The following is a 23,849-nucleotide window of genomic DNA, read 5'->3' on the forward strand; positions in this document are numbered from 1 at the left end:
GAATATCCCGAAAACGATATCACTGAGCCTGATAGTATTTTTCCTGTCAGTAAATGCTTTTGCACAAAATCCGCTGATTATGGATCAGTTTACAGCAGATCCTACGGCAAGGGTATTTAATGGAAAGCTATATGTATTTCCTTCCCACGATATTGTGCCGCCGGAAGGCGAAGGCCGTGCCGAATGGTTCAATATGGCTGATTACCACGTGTTTTCTTCGGAAGATCTTACCAACTGGACAGATCACGGAAAAATTCTGGATCAAAAAGATGTTCCCTGGGCCGATCCTAAGGCTTACAGTATGTGGGCGCCTGATGCGGTATCCAAAAATGGCAAATTTTACTTCTATTTTCCTACCAGACTCAAAGATGCCGGAGACGGGGAAAAAGGTTTTTCAATCGGTGTGGCAGTCGCCGACAAGCCTGAAGGACCTTATAAGCCACAGCCAAACCACATTCAGGGCGTAGAAGGCATAGATCCCAATGTTTTTATTGATAAAGACGGGCAGGCTTATCTGTATTGGTCCCGTGGAAAAATTTATGGTGCGAAACTGAAGGATAATATGCTGGAGCTGGATTCAGAAATAAAGACCTTCGAGGAGATCCCTCAAAAAGGGCATATTGAAGGACCTTTTGTTTTTGAAAGAAATGGCACTTATTATATGACTTATCCGCACGTTGCCAACAATACTGAAAGGCTTGAATATGGCACTTCCGATAATCCGATGGGACCTTTTACCCACCAGGGGGTTATTATGGATGAATCCGCTTCGGGTACCTGGACCAATCATCATTCCATCGTGAATTATAAAGATCAGTGGTACTTATTCTATCACGATAATGATCTTTCCCCCGATTTTGATAAAAACCGCTCTATTCGTGCCGATAGTTTGTTCTTTGAAGAGAATGGAAATATCAAAAAAGTGATTCCAACCAAACGCGGAGTGGGAATTACCTCCAGTACTTCTAAAATTCAGATAGACCGCTATAGTGCGAAAAGCAACTATGGAGCTGCTTCGGTATTTTTAGACCGGCTTGATCCTTTTCAGGGTTGGAAAGTGGTATTAAATAAACCTGATGCCTGGGTGAAATATAACCGGATTGATTTTGGTGCTGAGGGTCCCAAAAATGTCAAAATCAGGGCAAGATCTTTAACTGGTGGTACTGTAGCGCTGAAACTTGCAGGTGAGAACGATAAGGAGATTGCTGAAGTTACCATCCAAAAAGGTGGAAATTGGGAGGTTTTTTCGACTCCTGTAAGATCTGAAGCAACAGCTGTGCAGGATCTGCTCGTGCAACTTAAAAATGGTGACGGAGTTGAGGTTGACTGGGTTCAATTTGAAAAATAGAAGATATGGGAATTGGTAAGATCAAAATTTCAACAAATAGTTATTCCAGTATTGGATTTTCCGTATTGCTGGGAATACTGTTTTTGATTTCACCTTTTCAATCCTGGAGTCAGGAAGATTCCCAATTGAAACTCTGGTATAATAAACCTGCTGAAAAATGGGTAGAGGCACTTCCCGTAGGAAACGGGCGATTGGGCGCAATGGTTTATGGAGATCCACAGGAAGAGGTTATTCAGTTAAATGAAAATATGATCTGGGCAGGACAACCTAACCGGAATGATAATCCTGAAGCCAAAACCTATTTACCCGAAGTTCAGAAACTTCTGTTTGAAGGAAAAAGCGCAGAAGCCCAGGAGCTCGTTAATCAGCATTTCATAAGCAAAACTTCCCACGGAATGCCTTACCAAACCGCAGGGAACCTGAAATTATCTTTTCTGAATCACCAAAATTACACTAAATATTACCGGGAATTGGATTTGGAGACTGCGGTTACCACAACTCGCTATACAGTTGAAGGTGTTGGTTATGAAACCAAAGTTTTCGCTTCCCATCCCGATCAGGTGATCGTGGTACAAATTACGGCAGATAAACCCGGAACCTTAAATTTTTCAGCTACGATGGATCGTCCCGGAGGTGCCGAAATTTCAGCTGAAAATGGGAAATTAAAACTACGGGGTAAGACCAGCGATTTCGAGGGAATAGAAGGCAAAGTTGAATTCCTGGCGATCACTAAAATTCAGACTGAAGGCGGAAAAATTACTTCAGAAAATGAAGCTCTTAAAATTCAGAATGCCAATAGTGCTACGCTATATATTTCCATCGCTTCTAATTTTAAAAACTATAAAGATCTCAGAATTGATGAGGAAGCAAAAGCAGAAGAATATCTTTCAGCAATAGAAAAAAAGGAATCAGCAGAGATCTACAAAACGCACCTGGAAGATTATCAAACCTATTTCAATCGGGTGTCCCTTGATTTAGGTGAAACTGAAGCTGCGAAGCTACCCACCAATGAAAGGATCATAAATTTCAAAACTGGAAATGATCCAGCCCTTGTTTCCCTATATTTTCAGTTTGGACGCTATCTTTTAATTACCTCTTCCAGACCTGGAACTCAACCCGCCAATTTGCAGGGAATCTGGAATGATCAGTTAACTCCTGCCTGGGATAGCAAGTACACCGTAAATATTAATACGGAAATGAATTACTGGCCGGCGGAAATCACAAATCTTCCGGAATTTCACGCGCCATTGATCCAAATGGTGAAAGAGCTTTCAGAAGTCGGAAGAAAAACCGCCAAAGATATGTACGGTGCAGAAGGCTGGGTGATGCACCACAATACAGACATTTGGAGAATGACGGGTGCGATAGACGGTTCCTACTGGGGAATGTGGCCAATGGGAGGGGTTTGGCTTTCCCAGCATTTGTTTGACAAATATGATTTTTCAGGAGATAAAGAATTCCTGAGATCTGTGTACCCTATAGTAAAAGAGGCTTCTAAATTTTACCTCGATTTTATGATCAGGGAGCCGGATAACAACTGGCTGGTGGTCTCTCCTTCCATTTCCCCGGAACACGCACCAACCGCACATCCCGAATCTTCATTGACTTATGGAGCCACAATGGATAATCAGCTGATCTTCGACCTTTTTTCAAGAACAGCAAAAGCCGCTGAAATCCTGGGAGATGATAAAGATTTTATAGCCGAATTAAATGAAAAACTTCAGCAATTACCTCCAATGCAAATTGGAAGTTGGGGACAATTACAGGAATGGATGAAAGATTGGGATGATCCTAACAGCGATCACAGGCACGTTTCTCATTTATACGGACTTTATCCCTCAAACCAGATTTCCCCGTACCGAAACCCGCAATTATTTGAGGCTGCAAAAACATCTTTGTTGGCTCGGGGAGATGAGTCTACCGGTTGGTCTATGGGCTGGAAGGTGAATCTTTGGGCGAGATTACTTGACGGGGATCACGCGCTCAAATTAATAAAAGATCAGTTGACCCCTTCGATGCAGGAAGGCCACAGCGAAAAAGGAGGTACTTATCCCAACCTTTTTGATGCCCATCCTCCTTTTCAAATTGACGGAAATTTTGGTTGCACAGCCGGGATTGCTGAGATGCTTTTACAAAGTCACGATGGCGCCATTCATATTCTGCCTGCATTACCTGCAGACTGGAGCAAAGGAAAAATTTCCGGTTTAAGAGCTCGTGGAGGTTTTGAAGTAGCTCTTGAGTGGGAGAATAATAAGCCGGACAATGTTATTATTAAATCTGAATTAGGTGGTGTTGTTAGAATTCGATCATATGCTCCATTGAAAGGCGAAGGATTGGAAAAAGCCAAAGGTGATAATCCGAATAAATTCTATACTCTCCCGGAAATTAAGCAAACGCTTATTTCAGAAGAAGCTGATTTACCACCCGTTGAAATTCAGAAGATTTATGAATACGATCTAGAAACTACTAAAGGAGAACAATACACAATAGAGATTAAAAAATGACCATAACCGAATAAATATAAAATTATGAAACAAAAGTTTAAAATGCTCGCATTATTGGGAATGTTTGTGATAAATGCACCTCAGCTTCTAAACGCCCAAAACCCCATTATAACAGATGTTTTTACTGCAGATCCCGCACCGCTGGTTTATGACGATACGGTTTATTTATATACCAGCCACGATACGGCCTCGGTATCTTCCACCAACTATGAAATGAAGGATTGGCTTGTTTTTTCTTCTACCGATATGAAGAATTGGACCAATCATGGTCCTAAGCTTTCGCCAAAAGATTTCTCCTGGGCAACCGGAGATGCTTATGCGGCTGAGGTGGCAGAAAGAGACGGTAAATTTTATTTCTATGTATCTACATTTCATAAGGATGATGATAGAAGCGATGGGGGTGCAGCCATAGGAGTAGCGGTTGCCGATTCCCCATTAGGTCCATTTAAGGATGCCAAAGGAGAAGCCTTGATCTACAACGAAATGACCACCGATAATCCCCATGGGTGGGATGATATAGATCCTTCGGTTTTTGTAGATGATGACGGCCAGGCATATATGTACTGGGGTAATGGTAGCCTCAAAATGGTGAAATTAAAAGATAATATGATTGAATTAGATGGGGAGATCCAATATTATAATCCAAAAAATTTTATAGAAGGTCCCTGGGTTTACAAAAGAAAAGGTCTGTATTATTTAGTATATGCCAGTCAGGGAGAAGAGCGCGAAAGAGTTGAATACGCTTCCTCAGATAGTCCGGAAGGCCCGTGGGAATATCGTGGAATATTAGCAGACAGCGCACCCAATAGTTTTACTATTCATCCCGGTATTATCGAGTATAAAGGAAAAGATTATTTCTTTTACCATAATGGGGTTTTACCAACTGGAGGAAGTTATCGACGTTCAATAACCTTAGATTATATGTATTACAATGAAGATGGTACTATTCAGAAGGTGGAACAAACAAAAGAAGGAGTAGAAGCCGTAGAATAATCATTCTTAATTGCTAAAGGAAAAACAACACTACAATGAAAAAAACTTTACTATGCCTTATTCTTATGCTAGTTTTTAAGGCCGGTATCTCACAAAACCCAATTGTTCAAACCAACTTTACGGCAGATCCTGCTCCGATGGTTTATAATGATAAACTGTATTTATATACTTCTCACGACGAAGATGAATCTACCTGGTTTACGATGAACGACTGGCGTTTATATACCACCGAAGATATGGTAAATTGGACAGACCATGGTGCAGTACTCGCATATGACGATTTTGAATGGGCGGGAAGAAACGCCTGGGCGCCGCAGGCCATAGAAAGGGACGATAAATTTTATATGTACGTACCTATAACAAGCAGGGAAGGGAAAAATGGTATTGGCGTTGCCGTGGCCGATAGCCCTTACGGTCCTTTTATTGATCCTCTTGGAAAACCCCTAATAAGCAAAAGTCAGGATGATATAGATCCATCAGTTTTTATTGATGACGATGGGCAGGCATATTTATTCTGGGGAAATCCGGTACCCTATTATGTCAAGCTAAATGAGGATATGATTAGTTATGAAGGCGAAATAACCCAAATTCCCAATACTACTGATGGCTTTGGTAAGCGAGAAGGCGAAGAAAATACCAGGAGGCCAACAACCTATGAAGAAGGTCCCTGGCTTTATAAAAGAGATGCCACTTATTATATATTTTTCGCTGCCGGGCCAATACCGGAACATATTGGATATTCCACAAGTAAAAATATAACCGGACCTTATAAATACCAGGGTGTAATAATGCCGCAGGAAGGTGGTGCTTTTACCAACCATCCCGGAATTGTGGATTTTAAAGGAAATACTTACTTCTTTTATCACAATGCCGCGCTTCCGGGTGGAAGCGGATTTACAAGATCTGTAGCCGTAGAAGAAATGAATTTTAATGAAAATGGTTCAGTAAAACAAATGAAAATGACCGATGGAATTAATGAAGCATTACAAAATTTAAACCCATACGTTAAAAACGAAGCTGAAACAATTGCCTGGTCTCAAGGTCTAAAATCAAGAGAAAACGATGTGGTTGGAAATTTCATTGTAGCCACGCGCAATAATTCTTTTTCAATGGTTCGGGAAGTAGATTTCAGAAAAGATGGTGCTTCAAAATTTACAGCCAGAGTGGGAACCACCCATAATGGCAATGTCAGTTTAGAAGTTCGGTTAGGTAGAGAAAGTGGAAAGAAAATAGCAGAAATAGAAGTTCCCCTAACCGGAGGTGATGATCGTTGGGCGTTGGTTTCTTCTGATATTACTGAAGAAATATCCGGGGTTCACGATGTGTACTTTGTGTTTAAAGGAAAAGCCGCTGCTGAGATTCTCTATTTCGATTATTGGATGTTTTCAGAATAGAAGAAGGTGAAAATTAGAAAATTAAAAATAACAATTATAGAAAGTAATAAATGATGAGAGTGATTAAGTGTAAATGCAGTCTATTACTAATTTTGCTGTTGGTGAGTTTTGCGGCAAAGGCACAGCAAATAGGTGCGTTACCGGAAGAAATAATTATAGAGGAACCTGAAAAAGATGATGACTTTTCTATCGTTTCACCTTCCAGGGAAGTCGCTACAATTCAATTTGATGAAAGTGATCACGCAGGGGTGGTTCGGGCCATTGGAGACCTTCAAAGCGACATAGATAAAGTAACTGGCATAAAACCTGCTTTTTCCACTTCTTCTAATACAGCTGATAAAAAAGTCATTATTGGAACAATTGGCAGAAGTAGCCTTATAGACAATTTGGTTTCTTCGGGCGAATTAGATATGGAGGAGATACAAAATAGTTGGGAACGTTTTACTATCAGGGCTACCGAAGATAGTTTAATTATAGCGGGTAGTGATATGCGCGGAACTATCTATGGAATATATGAGCTTTCCCGTCAGCTTGGAGTTTCACCCTGGTACTGGTGGGCCGATGTGCCTGTAAAACAAAGAGCTTCAGCCTATGTTAAAGCTGGTAAATACACTTCAGAAGAACCAAAAGTAAAATACAGAGGAATTTTTATTAACGATGAAGAACCTGCATTTGGTACCTGGGCAAGGGAGAAATTCGGGGGTATAAATAGTGAGATGTATGCGCATATGTTTGAATTACTTCTTCGTTTAAGAGCCAATTATTTATGGCCTGCAATGTGGGGGAAAGCCTTTAATGAAGATGACCCACTAAACCCTAAAGTTGCCGATGAATACGGTATTGTGATGGGGACTTCACACCACGAGCCAATGATGCGCGCGCAAAAAGAATGGGGTAACCATAGGAAGGAATATGGAAATGGTGAATGGAACTATCAAACCAATGAAGAAGGTTTAAAAGATTTTTGGAGAGATGGGATGGAGCGTAACAAGGATTACGAGAATATAGTGACCATGTCTATGCGCGGAGATGGTGATATACCCATGGAAGATGCCGGAAGCGCCGAGGAAAATTTTAAGATGTTGAGGAAAATTATGGCAGATCAACGGGAGATCATTAGTGAGGTTACCGGGAAGCCAGCAGAAGAGACTCCACAGCTATGGGCACTTTACAGCGAAGTTTTAGAATTTTATGATCAGGGGATGGATGTTCCGGAAGATATGACAATACTTTTAGTAGATGATAATTGGGGAAATGTTAGACGCCTACCTAATTTGAATGAAGAACCTCACCCGGGAGGTTATGGGATGTATTATCACGTAGATTTACACGGTGCTCCCAGAGCCTATCAGTGGCTTAATATGACCCAAATTCAGCATATGTGGGAGCAATTACAGCTTACCTACGATTATGGGGTTGATGAAATTTGGATTCTTAATGTAGGAGATCTTAAACCCAATGAATTTCCTATGGATTTCTTCCTGAATATGGCCTGGTCGCCGAAAAGTTTTTCTGCTAATAATCTTTTCAATTACATAGAGAAATTTTGCGCCGAAAAATTTGGAGATGAGGTTGCTAAGGAAGCAGCTGAAATACTCGATACCTATACAAAGTACAACAGTCGCATTACTGCTGAAATGCTTGATGAGGATACCTATAACCTTGAAAGCGGAGAGTTCAAAAAAGTTAGGGATGAATATATGGCTCTTGAGACAAGAGCTTTGAGACAATATCACGAAGATATTTCGGAAGCGCAAAAACCAGCTTACAAGCAATTGATTTTACATCCGGTGAGAGCTATGGCGAATCTGTATGATATGTATTATTCTGTAGCGATGAATAAGAAATTTGCTGCCGAAGAGGATTTGGAAGCAAACTATTGGGCAAACAGAGTAGAACAGACTTTTAAGAGAGACTCTCTGCTTTCCGCCGATTATAATTTAAAAATGTCTAATGGAAAATGGAATCATATGATGGATCAAACTCATATAGGCTATACCACCTGGGATGAACCGGAAGAAGGAAACATAATGCCAGAAGTAAAAAGAGTTGATTCCACTATGAGTAAAACCGAAGGATTTGTGTTTGAAGAAAAGAATGATGTAATCGTAATCGAAGCAGAACATTTTTATAGTAAGAAGTCTTCAAAAAATACGAATTGGACTATTATTCCCAACTTGGGGAGAACACGTTCAGGTATAGCGCTTATGCCTTACACTGAATCTACCAATGATACCTACTTAGAGTACAAATTAAAATTTGATTCAAAAGATGATAAGGTAAAGGTTAAATTGATTTTTGATAGTACACTACCGTTTAAGGATAATGGTCATAGCGTAAGTATTGCTATTGATAATGAGGCCGAAAAAGTTATAAATATAAACGAAGATCTTACCTGGGAAAATAATTATTCTAAAATGTACCCTGCAGCGGCTGCAAGGATAATTGAAAAAGAGGTTGAATTAACAATAGACAAACAGCAGGATGTACATACTTTAAAGTTTAAACCTTTAGACCCCGGTGTTGTTCTTCGTAAGATTATTATTGATCTGGGAGGTTATGAAGAAACCTTTTTAAATATGGAAGAGACTCCATATAATAAGGAATAAAGCTACTTTAATTAAAATTACTTGTTATGAACTATAAACTTTTTATTTTACTGCTCTTTATTTTGCAAAATGGCTTTTCCCAAACGCAAACTGATTCCCTGGAGTCTGTATTTGAATATACGAATCCTATAACTAGAGACGCCGAAATTTCAATGAGAGACCATTTTATCATTAAGGTAGGTGATAAATGGTATAGCACCGGCACCTCCCAACCTATTTGGACGGGCCCTAATCCCGGGGTTAGGCTGTTAGTTTCAGATGATCTTGTTAATTGGGAACATCATTCCTGGTTAATCGATGCAGAAAAACTTCCCGAGGACTCACCTTACAACGGTCGTTTTTGGGCTCCGGAGATTCATTACATTCAGGGGAAATACTGGTTAACCGTTAATAGTGGAAAAGTCACCAAAGACGATCCAAAAGGTATGAATACACACAGCATTTGGTTGTTTTCTGCCGATGAGGTTACGGGACCATATGAACTTGTGAATGGACCTTTAACCGATCAATACAACAACGATGCTACGCTGTTTGAAGACGAAGACGGGGAAACCTATCTGTATTGTAGTGGAAATGGACTTTTTCAAGCTAAAATAGACCTGCAAAGCGGAGAACTGGAAAGAGGAGAAATAGAGAAATTTTTGGCTAAGGATAGTGAAGGAAATCCCGATTGGTTAATTGGAGGAATTGAAGGTCCTTTTGTAATAAAAAGGGATGGTACTTATTTCATGTTTTTTTCATCCTGGACCCGGGGGTATGAAGTCGGATTATTAAAATCGAATTCCCCTTTAGGTCCCTGGGAATTTGCTTCAAGAGAACCAATCTTTGGTACGCGCAAAAAGGGATATAGGCAAGAATTGGCCATTGGTGGAGGTTACGACGATTTAGAATTTCAGGATAGTGAAGATCCCTATGCAGAAACCGGCCATAACGCTTTGTTTGAAGGCCCCGATGGCAATTTATGGACTTCTTGTCATTACTTAATGTATGAAAATAGGCCTTATCCTTATAGCCAGGAACTTAAGGAATGGGAAAAAAATCCTCAAATGGGGATTGAACCTATTTACTTCGAAGATGGAATTTTCCATATATACGGACCTACCTGGACAAAGCAAAAAGTAAAATATTAACCTTCTTAACCTTAAATTAATATCAAAAAAATAAAATTAAGAAATGAAAAAAAATCAACTAAATCTAATCAAGCTACTATTAGCCTTATTTGTCTTTACAGGTTGTAGTGCCCAGAAAAATGTGCCGGTATTTTCAAGCGCAGTTTACGAAGGTGATGACGATGTTTATAAGGACAACCCGTTGGAAGAAGATGAATTTTACAATCCAATTTTACAGGGAATGTATCCCGATCCCGCTATAGCCCGAAAAGGGAATGATTACTACCTGGTCTCCTCTTCATTTGCTTTGTTTCCGGGAGTGCCAATTTTTCATTCCAATGATTTAGTAAACTGGACTCAAATTGGTCACGTACTGGATCGAAAATCCCAGCTAAAAGTACACGATACCGGGATAAGCGCGGGAATTTACGCTCCAGATATTCGCTATAATCCTCATAACGACACTTTTTATATGATCACTACCCAATTCGCGGGCGGTTTTGGTAATATAGTCGTTAAAACCCAGGATCCTAAAAAGGGGTGGAGCGACCCTATTAAACTTGATTTTGGTGGAATAGATCCTGCAATCTTTTTTGATGACGACGGGAAAGCTTATGTAACACATAATGATGCACCAGATGAAGGCGAAGAATTATATCCGGGCCATCGTGTAATTAAAATATGGGAATATGATGTGGAAAACGATCAGGTAATAGAAGGAACCGATAAGATTATTGTAAATGGCGGAGTAGACCTGGCAGATAAACCAATTTGGATTGAAGCACCCCATATTTATAAAAAGGATGGTCTTTATTATTTAATGTGTGCCGAAGGTGGTACCGGTGGTTGGCATAGTGAAGTTATTTTTGTAAGTGAAGATCCAATGGGACCTTACGAGCCGGCACCATCTAACCCTATTTTATCGCAAAGATATTTAGATAAAAACAGAGAGAACATGGTAGATTGGGCAGGTCACGCAGATTTGGTGGTTGGACCCGATGATAAATACTACGGGGTGTTTTTAGGAATTCGTCCTAATGAAAAAAATCAGGTAAATACGGGTAGGGAAACCTTTATTTTGCCCGTAGATTGGTCTGGGAAATTTCCCGTTTTTGAGAATGGATTAATTCCTATGGAACCCAAACTCAAAATGCCCGAAGGTGTTGAAAATAAGACCGGCAAAGACGATTATTTTCCAAATGGTAATTTTACTTATACCGAAGATTTTTCTTCTGAACACCTGGATTATCGGTGGATTGGTTTGAGAGGACCTCGTGAAGATTTCATCGAAATCACTAATAAAGGACTTAAAATTAATCCATTTGATGTGAATATTAAGGAGGTTAAACCTACTTCCACATTATTTCACCGCCAGCAGCATAAAGATTTTATGTTTACAACCACTATGAGTTACAAGCCTAAATCTGAAAATGATTTAGCCGGATTAACAGCAGTGCAAAGCGAAACCTTCAATTATGTTTTTGGGATTACCAGAAAAAATAAGAAATATTATTTGGTATTGGAAAGAACAGAAGATGGGTCTTCTGAAATCTTAGCCAGTAAAGAAATAGAATTAAAAGACGAACTGAAACTTAGAGTAGAAGCAGAGGAGGACGATTATCAATTCAGCTATGCTTTAGATAGCGAAAATTTCGAGAACTTGGGAGGTATCGTGTCAGGAGATATTCTTTCGACTAATGTAGCGGGAGGCTTTACCGGGAATATGATTGGGTTGTACGCAACATCGGCAAACGATGCAGTGCCAGAATAAGATGCAGTAAAAAGTTCTAATATGAATTAACAACAATGGGAATATGAAGAAGGGAGTTTATTTATCAATGCTATTTTTCGTCGGCTTGATGTTATTATCAGGAAATATCGTCGCGCAAGATTGTGAGGAAAAAGTTGAAGATCCCCGGGGTAAAATGAAGCCCTGGGAGAAAGGTGCCTGGGAAACCGGGGAATATAGGAACCTATTTTTAGAAGCCGGTTATTCTCAAGCCGCGACTGATGCAAAACTGAAAAAGGCTTATTACGATGTCTTTGAAGGCCCAAATAGGGTATATTTTGAAGTAGAGGATTCTTTAGCATATGTATCTGATCTTAAAAATAAAGATGCCCGTACCGAAGGTCTTTCTTACGGATTAATGGTAGCTGTTCAGTTTGATAAAAAGGAAATGTTTGATAAACTGTGGCGATGGACTGTGAAATATATGCAGCACCAGGAAGGACCCAGCGAAGCTTATTTTGCCTGGAGTGTTGATCCAAAAACGGGAAAAAAGAATGCCGAAGGATCAGCTTCAGATGGGGAATTATTCTTTGTAACTGCACTGCTTTTCGCTTCTAATCTTTGGGGGAATGAAACCGGAATAGATTATTACGCCGAAGCCAGGAGAATTCTGGATGCTATGTGGAGTAAAGAAGGTACTGATGGCGTTAGGAATGTACTCAATGAGGAGCATAAACAAATAACTTTTGTACCCCACGATGGCGGGTATAACTGGACAGACCCTTCTTATCACGTTCCGGCATTCTTTGAAATTTGGGCAGAATATGCCAATGATGGTCGTGAGGAATTTTACAGGGCAACTGCCGATACAGCAAGGGCTTTTCTTCATCGCGCAACCCATCCTGAAACCGGTTTAACTCCAGATTATGCTGAATTTAGCGGAGAACCTCACAGCCGAGGAAAAATGGGGGATGCATTTAGATATGATTCCTGGCGTGTGCCTTTTAATATTGCCATGGATTATAGCTGGTTTGCTAAAGACAGGGAATGGCAACAACAATATGCACACCGTTTCCAAAACTTTCTGTACTGTGAGGGGCTGGAAACTTATGCAGATCAATATAATATAGATGGCTCAACTCCAGATTGGATACTTCCTGCGGGAGGCTTTCAGAAGTTAAGGCATTCGCTTGGCCTTGTTTCTACTGCTGCTACGGCCTCTCTAATGACTACCCATCCCAAAGGCTGGAAGTTTGTAGATGAAATTTGGGACGCAAAATTAGAACCTTATGACGATGGCTATTTTGATCCTTATTTTGACGGACTTCTTTACCTGTTTAGCCTAATGCAATTAAGTGGCAATTACCAGATCATAACTCCACAAGCAAACTAAAATCTGATTGATAAACTAATATGAAAGCAATATATTTTCTAATAGCACTTTTACTAACCGGATCGATTGGGTTTGCACAGGATTCCAATTTTCACGTGTATTTAAGTTTTGGTCAGTCTAATATGGAAGGGCACGCCAAATTTGAAGCCCGGGACACTGTTGGGAACGAAAGATTCCAGGTGCTGCAAAGTGTAGATTGCCCGGAATTGGGGCGTGAAGCAGGAAAATGGTATACCGCGGTTCCGCCTTTGTCAAGGTGCGATACCGGGTTAAGTCCAACCGATTATTTTGGAAGAACTATGATTCAAAATCTACCTGAAAATGTAAAAGTGGGAGTGATTAATGTTGCCGTTGGAGGATGTAAAATTGAATTATTCGATAAAGAGAATCATAAAGAATATGTTGCCAACGCTCCCGATTGGATGCTACCGGCTATTAAAAAATATAAGGGGAATCCTTATGGTCATTTAGTAGATCTGGCGAGAAAAGCCCAGCAAAAGGGGGTGATTAAAGGAATACTTTTACACCAGGGAGAATCTAATACCGGGGATGAACAGTGGCCCGAAAAAGTGAAGGCCGTTTATGAAAACTTACTAAAGGATCTGAATTTAAATGCTGAAGAAGTTCCGCTTATCGCGGGAGAAATGGTTTCAAAAGAACAAGGAGGCAAATGTGCCAGTATGAATAAGATACTTGCAAAGCTTCCAAAGAAAATTTCAAACGCGCACATAGTCTCTTCTGAAGATTGTGAAGCCGTGGATGATGGTTTACATTTTTCAGCAGCAGGATATAGGGAATTAGGGGAACGTTATGCCGAAAAAATGCTTCCGCTCTTGAAGTAATTGATAACATTTAAACTATTTGGACTATGAAAAAATTCAGTACGCTATTAATTTTTCTCCTGATGTTAGGACTTTCCTCATCGGCGCAGGAGATTTCTAAAGAAATGCTTCAGGGTTTTGATGAAGAACGATTAGATATTCCAAAAGGAAAAATAGACACTTTTAGTTATTCGTCTAAAACGGTAGGTAATACCCGAAAAGCATTAATTTATACGCCACCGGGTTTTTCAGAGGAGAAAGAATATCCTGTGTTATACCTGCTTCACGGTATTGGCGGAGATGAAAAAGAATGGTTAAAGGGAGCTAACCCACAGATAATTCTTGATAATCTTTATGATGAAAATAGGCTTGAACCCATGCTGGTGGTAATGCCTAACGGAAGGGCAATGAAAAACGACCGCGCCGAAGGAAATATATTTGCACCCGATAAGATTGAAGCTTTTAGTCGTTTTGAACAAGATTTATTAAATGATCTAATTCCTTTTATTGAAAAGAACTACCCGGTTTTGCAGGATCGTGAAAATCGAGCTATTGCGGGGCTTTCCATGGGTGGTGGTCAATCCCTGAATTTTGGCCTGGGGAATCTTGATAAATTTGCCTGGGTAGGCGCTTTTTCGGCTGCACCCAACACCAAAGAACCTGAAGTACTGTTACCTAATCCACAGGAAGCAAAAGAAAAACTGGAATTGCTTTTTATTTCCTGTGGCGATAAAGATGATCTCATCAATATAAGCCGGCGTACTCATAATTATCTCTTCCAGGAAGAAGTGCCGCACATTTACTATCTGGAGCGCGGCGGACACGATTTTAAAGTCTGGAAGAACGGACTCTATGTGTTTAGCCAGTTTTTATTTAAACCGTTAGATGAGTCATCTTTTTCAAAATACACGGTTTTAGGAACTCCGTCTTCAACAAATATTCGTTCTGCAGAGTATCCTCAAATCTTACCGGACAATCGTGTAAGATTCCGTATAGATGCACCGGAAGCACAAAAGATGCAGATAGATCTTGGGCGTAAATATGATATGAAAAAAAATTCCAGCGGAACCTGGACGGTTACTACAGATTCTATAGGCCAGGGATTTCATTATTATTCTTTGGTTATAGATGATGTAGCCGTAGCCGATCCTGCCAGCGAAACCTTTTATGGAATGGGTAGAATGGCAAGCGGGATTGAAATTCCATCCCGGGAGGGAGAATTTTATGCCTTAAGGGATGTACCGCACGGGGATGTACGGATTAAACGCTATTTTTCAGAAGTAACTAATAGCTGGCGCAGAATGTATGTTTATGCTCCTCCAGGGTACGACGCTTCAAATGAAGATTACCCGGTGTTATATTTGTTGCACGGTGGAGGTGAGGATGAACGCGGCTGGTCTACCCAGGGACGTGCAGATTTGATTCTGGATAACCTTATTGCTGAAAACAAAGCTGAACCTATGCTGGTGGTAATGATGGACGGAAATTTAGGCTCCCGTAATTCCTTTCAGCAATCTCTTCAAACTTTTGAGAAGGAACTGAAGAAGGCAGTAATTCCATTTGTAGAAAATAATTATCGTGTGGCAGCGGGTGCAGAAGACAGAGCCCTGGCCGGACTTTCTATGGGTGGGCTTCAAACTTTATACGCAGGTATTCGAAATACAGATATGTTTTCTCATTTAGGAGTTTTTAGCTCCGGCTGGTTTACAAATAATCCTGAGCTTACCAGGCCTGAATATGCTTTTATGAAAGAAAATGCAGCTACCATTAATAGTAACCTGGAGTCTTTCTGGATCTCTATGGGCGGCGAGGAAGACATAGCATACAACAATAATAAAGTGATGATGGCCAAATTTGACGAGATTGGAATAAAGTATGATTATAGTGAATATCCCGGCGGGCATACCTGGCCTGTGTGGCGCCACAACCTATATTCTTTTGCACCGCTGTTGTTCAAATAAGAAGATTTTTCTGGATAGGCTAATCTAATTATTAACATTTAAAATACTTATTATGAAACACTATAAATTAATACTCGTTCTAAGCTTAGCCTATTTGTTTCACCCTGGAATTGCACAGAGTCAAGGGAGGAACAATGAGGAAGAGTTTAAACCCTCCCCGGTAAATCAGCCGGGTAGTGAATATCCTATGGTTAACGAGAAAGGACAGGTTCGCACACAAATATCTGCTCCTGAAGCCCAAAAGGTTCAATTGGATATTGGCGGGGTGAAATACGATATGGAAAAAGATGAAGAAGGAGTGTGGACAGGTGAATCGGCACCGCAGGATGTAGGTTTTCACTATTATCAGTTAAACATAGATGGAGCTTCTGTGTCCGATCCCGGGAGTCTATATTTTTATGGAGCAAATCGCTGGGGAAGCGGTATTGAAGTGCCGGCTCAAGATCAGGAATTCTTTGCTTTAAAAAATGTTCCGCACGGTAAGGTTGAACAAATCCTTTTTCCGTCAAAAAGTACCGATACTTCGCGGCGAGCTTTTGTTTATACACCACCCGAGTATGATTTGGAACCACAGAAAGACTATCCGGTTTTATATTTACAACACGGGTATGGCGAAAATGAGACTTCCTGGCCCAATCAGGGGCGTGCCAACCTTATTATAGATAACCTGCTGGCGGAAGGAAAAACAAAACCTTTTATCATAGTGATGACCTATGGCATGACCAACGAAATAGAATTTGGAGGTTTAGAAGACTTCGATATCAAGCCTTTTCAAACGGTGTTGGTAAACGAATTAATTCCTTATATAGATACTCATTACAGAACAAAAGCCAATAAGGAAAACCGTGCAATGGCTGGCCTTTCTATGGGAGCTTTTGAAACAAAACTTATAACCCTAAACAAGCCTGATGTGTTTTCTCACTACGCTCTGTTTAGTGGAGGTATTTATGAACCGAAGGAACTCGAGGATAGAACCAAGCCTGAATTAATTTTTATTAGTACCGGCAGTAAGGAAAGACCTGATGCCGTAAAAAGTGCAGTTTCTGAATTGCAAAAGGAAGGTTTTAATGCGGTTTCATACATTTCTGATGGAACAGCGCACGAATTCCATACCTGGCGTCGTAGCTTACACCAGCTCGCTCCGTTGTTATTTCAAGCTGAGGATTAAATTATTGACTCTTTTTTAAAGTTAATTAAGCGTGTTTTTGCTTTTGCCGGTAATTTGTTGGAGGCATTCCATACAAATCTTTAAACCTGGTTGAAAATTTTGACGTGCTGGAAAAACCAACCGCGTAGGCTACTTCAGCTATATTAATATTTTTGGAAATCAGTAAATTGGCAGCTTCTTTCAGCCTGATATTCGTGATTAATTCTCCAGCTGATTGGTTGGTGAGCTGTTTTAATTTACGATAAAGATGAACCCGACTTATACCTAATTCTGAAGCAACCATTTCTACATTTAAATTTGGATTGCTTATATTATTATTTACAACTTCCATAAATTTTTCAACCAGGGTTTCATCACCAGATTTTAGATCTATATGCTTAATTTTCTCTTCGTGTAATTGGTTTCCGGAATAAGTGTTCTTTAAAACATTCCTGTTTTTAATGAGATTTTTTACCGTCTTTTTTAAGATATCTATATTAAAGGGTTTGTTGATATAAGCATCTGCACCTATTTCCAGCCCTTCCAGGTTGGTTTCCTTATCGGTTTTACCCGTTAAAAGAATTACAGGGATATGATTGGTATGAATATTCTTTTTGATTTTTCTCGTAAGCGTTATACCGTCCATTTCGGGCATTACTACATCACTAATTATTAAATCGGGAGCGTTTTTAATCACCTCGGGAAGAGCTAATTTTCCGTTTTCTTTTTTTATAATGTTGTAATGGTTTTGTAATTCTATAGCGATATAATTTCTTATTTCATCATCATCATCAACTATTAAAACGGTAGGTTTATTCTTTTCTGAAGGACTTTTTACTTCCTCTCTATTAGGAATAATATGTATGGCATGAGTTTCTTTGTTAGGATATGAAGTGGCAGAAGTTTCTTCAGCAATCATACTTTTTTTTAAATGGCTTTTTCCCAAGGGTGCGCTAATTATAAACTTACAACCTTCCTGGTTCTTATTATTTTCAACTTTAACGGTGCCGTGGTGAAGTTCGGCTATAGATTTGGTTAAATGCAGGCCTATTCCTGTACCTTCAAACTGTCTGCTTTCATTATTAGAGACCTGGTAGAAACGGTTAAAGACGTTATTTAGTTCACTTTCCTTGATGCCAACGCCGTTATCTTTTACGCTAATGTAAAATTGGTTCTTTTTTTCATGAGTGCCTATATTCACTTCAATAGTTCCATTTTGGGGAGTGAATTTTATAGCATTGGAAATTAAATTCTGAATTATCTTATCAAAATGATTTGGATCTATATAAGCTGTTATTTCTGAATCTGGATGATTAATCTCGAATTTGACTCCGTGACTTTCAATCTGGTCGTCAAAAAGTGAAGTTATAGATTTTACAAAACCTATTATTTCAGTTTTTTGAAATTTCAATTCAATTTTTCCCTGGTCAAATTTTCGGGCATTAATTAATTGGTTTAAAAGATGCAAAATCCGCTCAGAATTTCGCTCCATAATTTTATAGAGCTTTTGGCGATCTTCTTCGGTATCGGATTTTATAAGTTTTTTTAACGGATTTATAATTAAGGAAATTGGGGTTTTTATATCGTGAGAAATATTAGTTAAAAATTGCAGCTTAGCTTCATTAATCTGTTCTGCGCGTAAATGTTCCTGTAACTCATTCTTTGTTTTACGTCGCTGTAATATTTCCTGCACTATAACATAAGAAATAACAATAAGCAGTAATAAATAGCCTAATTTGGCCCAGCTTGAAAAATACCAGGGCGGGTGAATAATTATGCTAAGTTCCTGCTCGTTGGAGTATTCTCCATAATCTTTAGCTCTTACTTTAAAATTATAGGTCCCAGGTTCAAGGTTATTAAAGGTTACGGTATTCATCCCAGGTCTTAATTTTATCCAGTTTTCTGAATTAAGGGAATAAGAATACGTAATCCACTGCTGGTTTTTGAATGCAAACGAAGAAAATTCAATACTAAAATCGTTATCGTTATGAGCCAGTTCAATAGTATCAGCATCAGTAATTGCTTTTTCTATTATGGAATAAGAACCAGATTTCATTCCTTTTTTTACCGGTTCGTCTTGAAGATAAAATCCTGTAATTCTTAAATCTACATCACTTCCTTTTGAAGTTATTTCTGAAGGATCAAAAAAAGTGATACCGTTGGTGCTTCCAAAATATAGGCGACCATTAGCTTCAGCATAAGACGCGTTTTTATTGAATTCATTTCCCTGAAGCCCATCCCGGAAATAGTAATTTTTAAACTCTTTGGTTTGAAGTTCGAATTTTGAAATACCATTATTGGTACTTATCCACAAATTATTATTGCTGTCTTCCTCTATCGCGCTTATTACATCACTGGGAAGGCCTTGCTCCATAGTGTAGTTTTGGGTAATAGTATCGTTATGTGGTTTGTAAAATAAACCTTCAGAAGTTCCAATCCATAAATTATTTTCTTCATCTTCATATAGGCTGTAAACAATTTTATTGGTTAAGATATGGTTTTCACCTTTTTGGTTCAGGTAGCTATTTTTCTCTAAATCCAGGGTGGCAAGCCCATCATAAGTACCTATATAAAGCTTATTGGTATTAGATAGGAGTAAGCAGTTAATCCATTTATTATATAACTGGTCAAAAGGGGCTCCATTTTCAATAACATTACGGTTTGTGCTTTCTTTGGTTTCAAGATTATAAGAATAAAGTCCGTATCCCAGGGTACCAATCCAAAGATTTTTCTTGCTATCTTCAGTAATATTATAGACGCGTTCTACGGTATTATTTTTGTCGTCTTTAAAAGGCTCAATATATTTTAAATCCTGCGTTTCCCTATTTACTTTTGCGAGACCGTTAAGGTACGTGCCAATCCATAATTCATTTTCGGAATCCTGGAAAATGCTCATAATACTCGCCGATCCCTGTATCCCATTTTGACCTAAATGAAAACGCTGTTTTTTATCTTCGGTTACACCATATAATCCGTCCCCATCGGTACCTACCCACAAAATCTTTTGCCTGTCCTTAAATATAGATACCACGCTGTTGGAACCTATAATGTTGTTTTTTACCGATTGATAGCCTATATAATTAAAATTATTGGCCTTATCTGGAATTAGTAAAACTCCTTTTTGATAAATACCGAGCCAAAGATTATCGGCTTTATCCTGCATTATAGAGTGAATTTTAGTTTTCTTAAAATCGAAATTAGCAATGCTAAAATCGTTCACACTCATTTTTTCTCTTACAGGATCATAGATCTTTAAACCCATCCCATCTGTACCCACAAAAATTTCATTCTCTTTATTTACAAAAAGTGTTTTTACCGGTAGATTTTTAGAGTCTTCTATAAATTTAAAATTATCTTTTTCACGGTTATATTTAAACAGACCCGCACTCAAACTCCCCACGTACAAATTCCCATTTTGATCTTGAGTAATACTGGAAATTTGAGTTTCATAATCATTTTCATTAAAATACTCGGTGATTTTACCTTCGCGCGTTATTTTAAATAGCCCTTTATCCTGGCTTATGGCCCATAGATTTTCATTTCTATCTTCAAAAATTTTTTCAAGAAACGAAGTGGGAACCATCTCGGGAAACTTCCTAGCAACAGGTTTACCATTCTCCTGGCTTAATTTTAAAATGCCCTGCCCAGAAGTTCCTATTAAAATTTCTCCATTTTCTCTTTCAAGCATAGTGGTAACGTGCGCGGGATAGGCAGAACTATCTTCCGTTAAGAGAGGAATTTCATGGAATTCTTCAGTAGCGTTGTCAAAATATTGTAAACCATTAAAAAAACCGAAATATAAAACACCCTCACTATCCTGAAATATGGACTTTACATAATTGTTTAAGATTGAAGTAGAATCTTCCCGTTCTTGTTTATAAATTGAAAATTTGGCCCCATCGTACCTGTCTAAACCATCTTCGGTGGCAATCCAAATATAGCCTTTGCTATCCTGAAAGATTTGATTAATTAAACTACTGGAAAGTTCTGCATCTGTAGAAAATAGATTTCCTACCTGCCCATAATTGAAGAGTGGAGATAATAGAAGGATGGTTAATAATAAATAGCATCTATTTAAACAGGCTACTTTAAAATTGGGTGCTTTCATATAGACCTCATCGTAATTTTTAGGGTGTAGAACTTTTTTAGAATAATTAATTATTGAAATTTTTCATTAAAACTGGCGCAGCATAAAAAACTTATGGTTTGTATGACCACAAGTTATAATTTTTTTCTTAAATTAGCAATCTATTAGAGATTTATAAAAATTACGCCCCAATAAATACTTATTTTCATCCTTTTGGGAGAAAAGTTTTAATTTCAATTTTACGGTTGATTATTCATTAAGTTCGATAAAACTACTCTCAAAAGGATTTTTTATTGAAAATATTTAGAAAAAAATATTGGGTAGTATTTGCTAAATCATAGTTTAAAAGAAAAACCTTCTTCCACTTTCTGCTGATATTTTTCGGCATCAAACTGGTATAAAAAAGAACCCTTCCGGGAAGAATTCATATCTTTTTCTTCCAGTTTAATTAAAATATCCAAAGCATTGATTTTATTGATAAAATTGCGTTTATCCAGCTTTTCTCCAAGTATAGATTCATAAAGTTTTTGAAGCTGGCGCATCGTAAATTTTTCGGGTAGAAGTTCAAAACCAATTGGCTTTTTAGAAGTTTTGTAGCGTAACCTTTTTATAGCTTTGGTAATCATTTCAGAATGGTCAAAAATAAGCTCGGGAAGTTCTGTGACGCTAAACCATTTGGCCGAATATTTATCAATTAGAGCCTTGTCATGCTCTTTAATATTAATAAGGGCAAAATAGGCTACCGATATGGTTCTTTCTGCAGGATCCCGGTCTACTTCACTAAAAGCGTACAACTGCTCCATGTAAATTTGTTCAATTCCGGTTAGTTGATAAAGGATACGGTTAGCAGCGATATTAAGGTTTTCGTGTCTTTTAAGAAAACCTCCCATCAAAGACCATTTTCCTTTTTCGGGTTCAAAATTTCTTTTAATAAGAAGAATTTTTAAATCTTCCTCATCAAAACCAAATATTATACAATCTACTGCCAGAAGAACTTTGTCTTCTAATTGGTATTTCTGAACCATTTTTTTCCTGAAATTTAAAACCGAAACGCGGCCATGCTAATATTGAATTTAATTTCTGAACTTACAAAATTAAAAATTTGTTAAAGAAAAATTGTTTTTGAGATTTACTTTTATTTATATTTGGAAATGTATAATTAACACTTAAGGAGTTTAAAGATATTTAATTCACTGTAAATCAATAATAATATGAAAGTTAAAATTTTATTTGCTCTTATGCTCGGCTTCGTTTTTAATGTACAGGGGCAGGAGACAAAAATTTCATTCAAAACGGCAGAAGATGCGCCTAAAATTAGTAAGCATATTTATGGGCATTTTGCTGAACATCTGGGCAGATCTATTTATGATGGATTTTACGTAGGAGATACCAGTGCTATCCCAAATAAAGATGGGGTGAGAATAGATATAATTGAAGCTTTAAAGGAAATACAAATACCAAACCTAAGATGGCCCGGAGGTTGTTTTGCTGATACTTACCAATGGAAAGATGGTATTGGCCCCCAGGAAGACAGACCTACTATGGTAAACTCCTGGTGGGGTGGCGTAACCGAAGATAACAGCTTTGGTACTCATAATTTTTTAAACCTTTGTGAAGAACTGGGTGCAGAGCCTTTTATTTCGGCAAATGTAGGAAGCGGAACAGTTCAGGATTTTATGGACTGGGTACAGTATACAAACCATCCAGAAGGAAGTCCTATGGCTAAGCTGAGGAAAGAAAATGGAAGAGATGAACCCTGGAAAGTAAAATATTGGGGTATTGGAAATGAAATGTGGGGTTGCGGTGGTAATATGACCGTTGAATATTACGCGAATATATATAAGCAGTATTCAACCTTTATGACCGCCGGAGAAAATAAAGACAATCTTTACAGAATTGCCGCCGGAGCTTCCGGAGACGATTATCACTGGACAGAAGTTTTAATGAAAGAAGTTCCAAAATCTTTAATTGAAGCCGTTGGTCTTCACCATTATGCAGTAATAGATTGGGAAAATAAAGGTCCAGCTACAGGCTATGACGAGGAGATCTATTTTAAAAGTATGGAAGAAGCGCTTAAAATGGATGAGTTTGTTAAAGGGCATATAGAAGTCATGGAGAAGCATGACCCTAAAAATGAAATAGATCTTGTAGTAGATGAATGGGGCGGCTGGTACGACGTTGAAGAAGGTACTAATCCCGGATTTTTATATCAGCAAAATACTATGAGAGACGCTATGATTGCCGGTACAACCTTAAACATTTTTAATAATCATAGTGGGAGGGTTAAAATGGCCAATTTGGCGCAAACTGTAAATGTTTTACAGGCAGTGGCGCTAACCGAAGGTGAAAAAATGATTCTTACGCCAACTTACCACGTATTTAAAATGTACACCGTACACCACGATGCGCAGTTATTACCCGTTGAGTTTGATTCTCCTGAATATACCTACAATGGAGAATCGTTGCCTGCAATTTCTGTTTCAGCTTCTAAAAATGAAACCGGAAATACCAATATTTCATTGGTAAATATTGATGCCAGTGCAGAGCATAAAGTAGAAATAGATTTGGAAGGTTTAGATGTTAATAATATTGAAGCTGAAATCCTGAAATCAGGGAAAATCCAGGATCACAATACTTTTGATAATCCTAATAAAATAAATATTGCTGAATTTAAAGATTTTAAATTGAGAAAAGGCAAGTTGGAAGTTAGCCTCCCACCTTTTTCTGTAGTAGTATTATCGTCTAAATAATTTA

The 23,849-nt window shown here is 38.5% G+C and carries 14 protein-coding genes; 12 read left to right on the plus strand and 2 right to left on the minus strand.

The features are described 5' to 3' along the window. The first annotated feature begins 79 nt into the window (after positions 1 to 79). From AO058_RS06995 to AO058_RS07045, 11 genes are read left to right on the plus strand one after another with little or no spacing between them, the layout of a single operon-like run. Entirely contained in the window at positions 80 to 1,348 is a 1,269-nt protein-coding gene (locus AO058_RS06995; protein ID WP_232228897.1) for a family 43 glycosylhydrolase, read from the plus strand. A gap of 5 nt (positions 1,349 to 1,353) precedes the next feature. Beyond that, on the plus strand, positions 1,354 to 3,852 hold the full coding sequence (locus tag AO058_RS07000) for a glycosyl hydrolase family 95 catalytic domain-containing protein (RefSeq protein WP_075325799.1): 2,499 nt from the start codon (positions 1,354 to 1,356) through the stop codon (positions 3,850 to 3,852). Positions 3,853 to 3,876: 24 nt separating this feature from the next. Then, positions 3,877 to 4,845: a glycoside hydrolase family 43 protein gene (locus AO058_RS07005; protein WP_075325800.1), complete on the plus strand. Its 969-nt coding sequence runs from the start codon at positions 3,877 to 3,879 to the stop codon at positions 4,843 to 4,845. 35 nt (positions 4,846 to 4,880) lie between these two features. After that, positions 4,881 to 6,239, plus strand: coding sequence for a glycoside hydrolase family 43 protein (locus AO058_RS07010; protein ID WP_075325801.1), 1,359 nt, complete (start codon positions 4,881 to 4,883; stop codon positions 6,237 to 6,239). Between the two features lie 50 nt (positions 6,240 to 6,289). Continuing rightward, positions 6,290 to 8,848 carry a glycosyl hydrolase 115 family protein gene (locus AO058_RS07015; protein ID WP_075325802.1) on the plus strand — a complete coding sequence of 853 codons (2,559 nt, stop codon included), beginning with the start codon at positions 6,290 to 6,292 and terminating at the stop codon, positions 8,846 to 8,848. 26 nt (positions 8,849 to 8,874) lie between these two features. Continuing rightward, complete coding sequence (locus AO058_RS07020; protein WP_075325803.1) at positions 8,875 to 9,978, plus strand: glycoside hydrolase family 43 protein; 1,104 nt, start codon at positions 8,875 to 8,877, stop codon at positions 9,976 to 9,978. A gap of 43 nt (positions 9,979 to 10,021) precedes the next feature. Next, positions 10,022 to 11,728 (plus strand): glycoside hydrolase family 43 protein, encoded by a 1,707-nt coding sequence (locus tag AO058_RS07025; RefSeq protein ID WP_075325804.1) that lies wholly within the window; start codon positions 10,022 to 10,024, stop codon positions 11,726 to 11,728. Between the two features lie 43 nt (positions 11,729 to 11,771). Then, positions 11,772 to 13,079 (plus strand): glycosyl hydrolase family 8, encoded by a 1,308-nt coding sequence (locus AO058_RS07030; protein WP_083634139.1) that lies wholly within the window; start codon positions 11,772 to 11,774, stop codon positions 13,077 to 13,079. A gap of 20 nt (positions 13,080 to 13,099) precedes the next feature. Continuing rightward, a complete protein-coding gene (locus AO058_RS07035) occupies positions 13,100 to 13,921 on the plus strand; it encodes a sialate O-acetylesterase (RefSeq protein ID WP_075325805.1) in 822 nt (273 codons plus the stop codon). Between the two features lie 26 nt (positions 13,922 to 13,947). Continuing rightward, positions 13,948 to 15,861 carry an alpha/beta hydrolase-fold protein gene (locus tag AO058_RS07040; protein WP_075325806.1) on the plus strand — a complete coding sequence of 638 codons (1,914 nt, stop codon included), beginning with the start codon at positions 13,948 to 13,950 and terminating at the stop codon, positions 15,859 to 15,861. 52 nt (positions 15,862 to 15,913) lie between these two features. Further along, entirely contained in the window at positions 15,914 to 17,029 is a 1,116-nt protein-coding gene (locus AO058_RS07045) for an alpha/beta hydrolase-fold protein (protein WP_075325807.1), read from the plus strand. A gap of 25 nt (positions 17,030 to 17,054) precedes the next feature. Here AO058_RS07045 and AO058_RS07050 read toward each other — a convergent pair whose 3' ends face one another. After that, on the minus strand, positions 17,055 to 21,116 hold the full coding sequence (locus tag AO058_RS07050; protein WP_075325808.1) for a hybrid sensor histidine kinase/response regulator transcription factor: 4,062 nt from the start codon (positions 21,114 to 21,116) through the stop codon (positions 17,055 to 17,057). Positions 21,117 to 21,430: 314 nt separating this feature from the next. Further along, positions 21,431 to 22,120: an NUDIX hydrolase gene (locus AO058_RS07055; RefSeq protein ID WP_075325809.1), complete on the minus strand. Its 690-nt coding sequence runs from the start codon at positions 22,118 to 22,120 to the stop codon at positions 21,431 to 21,433. Between the two features lie 186 nt (positions 22,121 to 22,306). Between AO058_RS07055 and AO058_RS07060 the strand changes: the two genes are divergently transcribed. Then, complete coding sequence (locus tag AO058_RS07060) at positions 22,307 to 23,845, plus strand: alpha-N-arabinofuranosidase (RefSeq protein WP_075325810.1); 1,539 nt, start codon at positions 22,307 to 22,309, stop codon at positions 23,843 to 23,845. The last annotated feature ends 4 nt before the right edge of the window (positions 23,846 to 23,849 follow it).

Source organism: Salegentibacter sp. T436 (assembly GCF_001932675.1).
Classification (GTDB): domain Bacteria; phylum Bacteroidota; class Bacteroidia; order Flavobacteriales; family Flavobacteriaceae; genus Salegentibacter; species Salegentibacter agarivorans.

Coding starts and splice junctions, on each gene's coding strand:
- AO058_RS07015 (WP_075325802.1), top strand. CDS start 6,290: ATGATGAGAGTGATTAAGTGTAAATGCAGTCTATTACTAATTTTGCTG.
- AO058_RS07020 (WP_075325803.1), top strand. CDS start 8,875: ATGAACTATAAACTTTTTATTTTACTGCTCTTTATTTTGCAAAATGGC.
- AO058_RS07010 (WP_075325801.1), top strand. CDS start 4,881: ATGAAAAAAACTTTACTATGCCTTATTCTTATGCTAGTTTTTAAGGCC.
- AO058_RS07005 (WP_075325800.1), top strand. CDS start 3,877: ATGAAACAAAAGTTTAAAATGCTCGCATTATTGGGAATGTTTGTGATA.
- AO058_RS06995 (WP_232228897.1), top strand. CDS start 80: ATGGATCAGTTTACAGCAGATCCTACGGCAAGGGTATTTAATGGAAAG.
- AO058_RS07025 (WP_075325804.1), top strand. CDS start 10,022: ATGAAAAAAAATCAACTAAATCTAATCAAGCTACTATTAGCCTTATTT.
- AO058_RS07000 (WP_075325799.1), top strand. CDS start 1,354: ATGGGAATTGGTAAGATCAAAATTTCAACAAATAGTTATTCCAGTATT.
- AO058_RS07040 (WP_075325806.1), top strand. CDS start 13,948: ATGAAAAAATTCAGTACGCTATTAATTTTTCTCCTGATGTTAGGACTT.
- AO058_RS07050 (WP_075325808.1), bottom strand. CDS start 21,116: ATGAAAGCACCCAATTTTAAAGTAGCCTGTTTAAATAGATGCTATTTA.
- AO058_RS07030 (WP_083634139.1), top strand. CDS start 11,772: ATGAAGAAGGGAGTTTATTTATCAATGCTATTTTTCGTCGGCTTGATG.
- AO058_RS07045 (WP_075325807.1), top strand. CDS start 15,914: ATGAAACACTATAAATTAATACTCGTTCTAAGCTTAGCCTATTTGTTT.
- AO058_RS07060 (WP_075325810.1), top strand. CDS start 22,307: ATGAAAGTTAAAATTTTATTTGCTCTTATGCTCGGCTTCGTTTTTAAT.
- AO058_RS07035 (WP_075325805.1), top strand. CDS start 13,100: ATGAAAGCAATATATTTTCTAATAGCACTTTTACTAACCGGATCGATT.
- AO058_RS07055 (WP_075325809.1), bottom strand. CDS start 22,120: ATGGTTCAGAAATACCAATTAGAAGACAAAGTTCTTCTGGCAGTAGAT.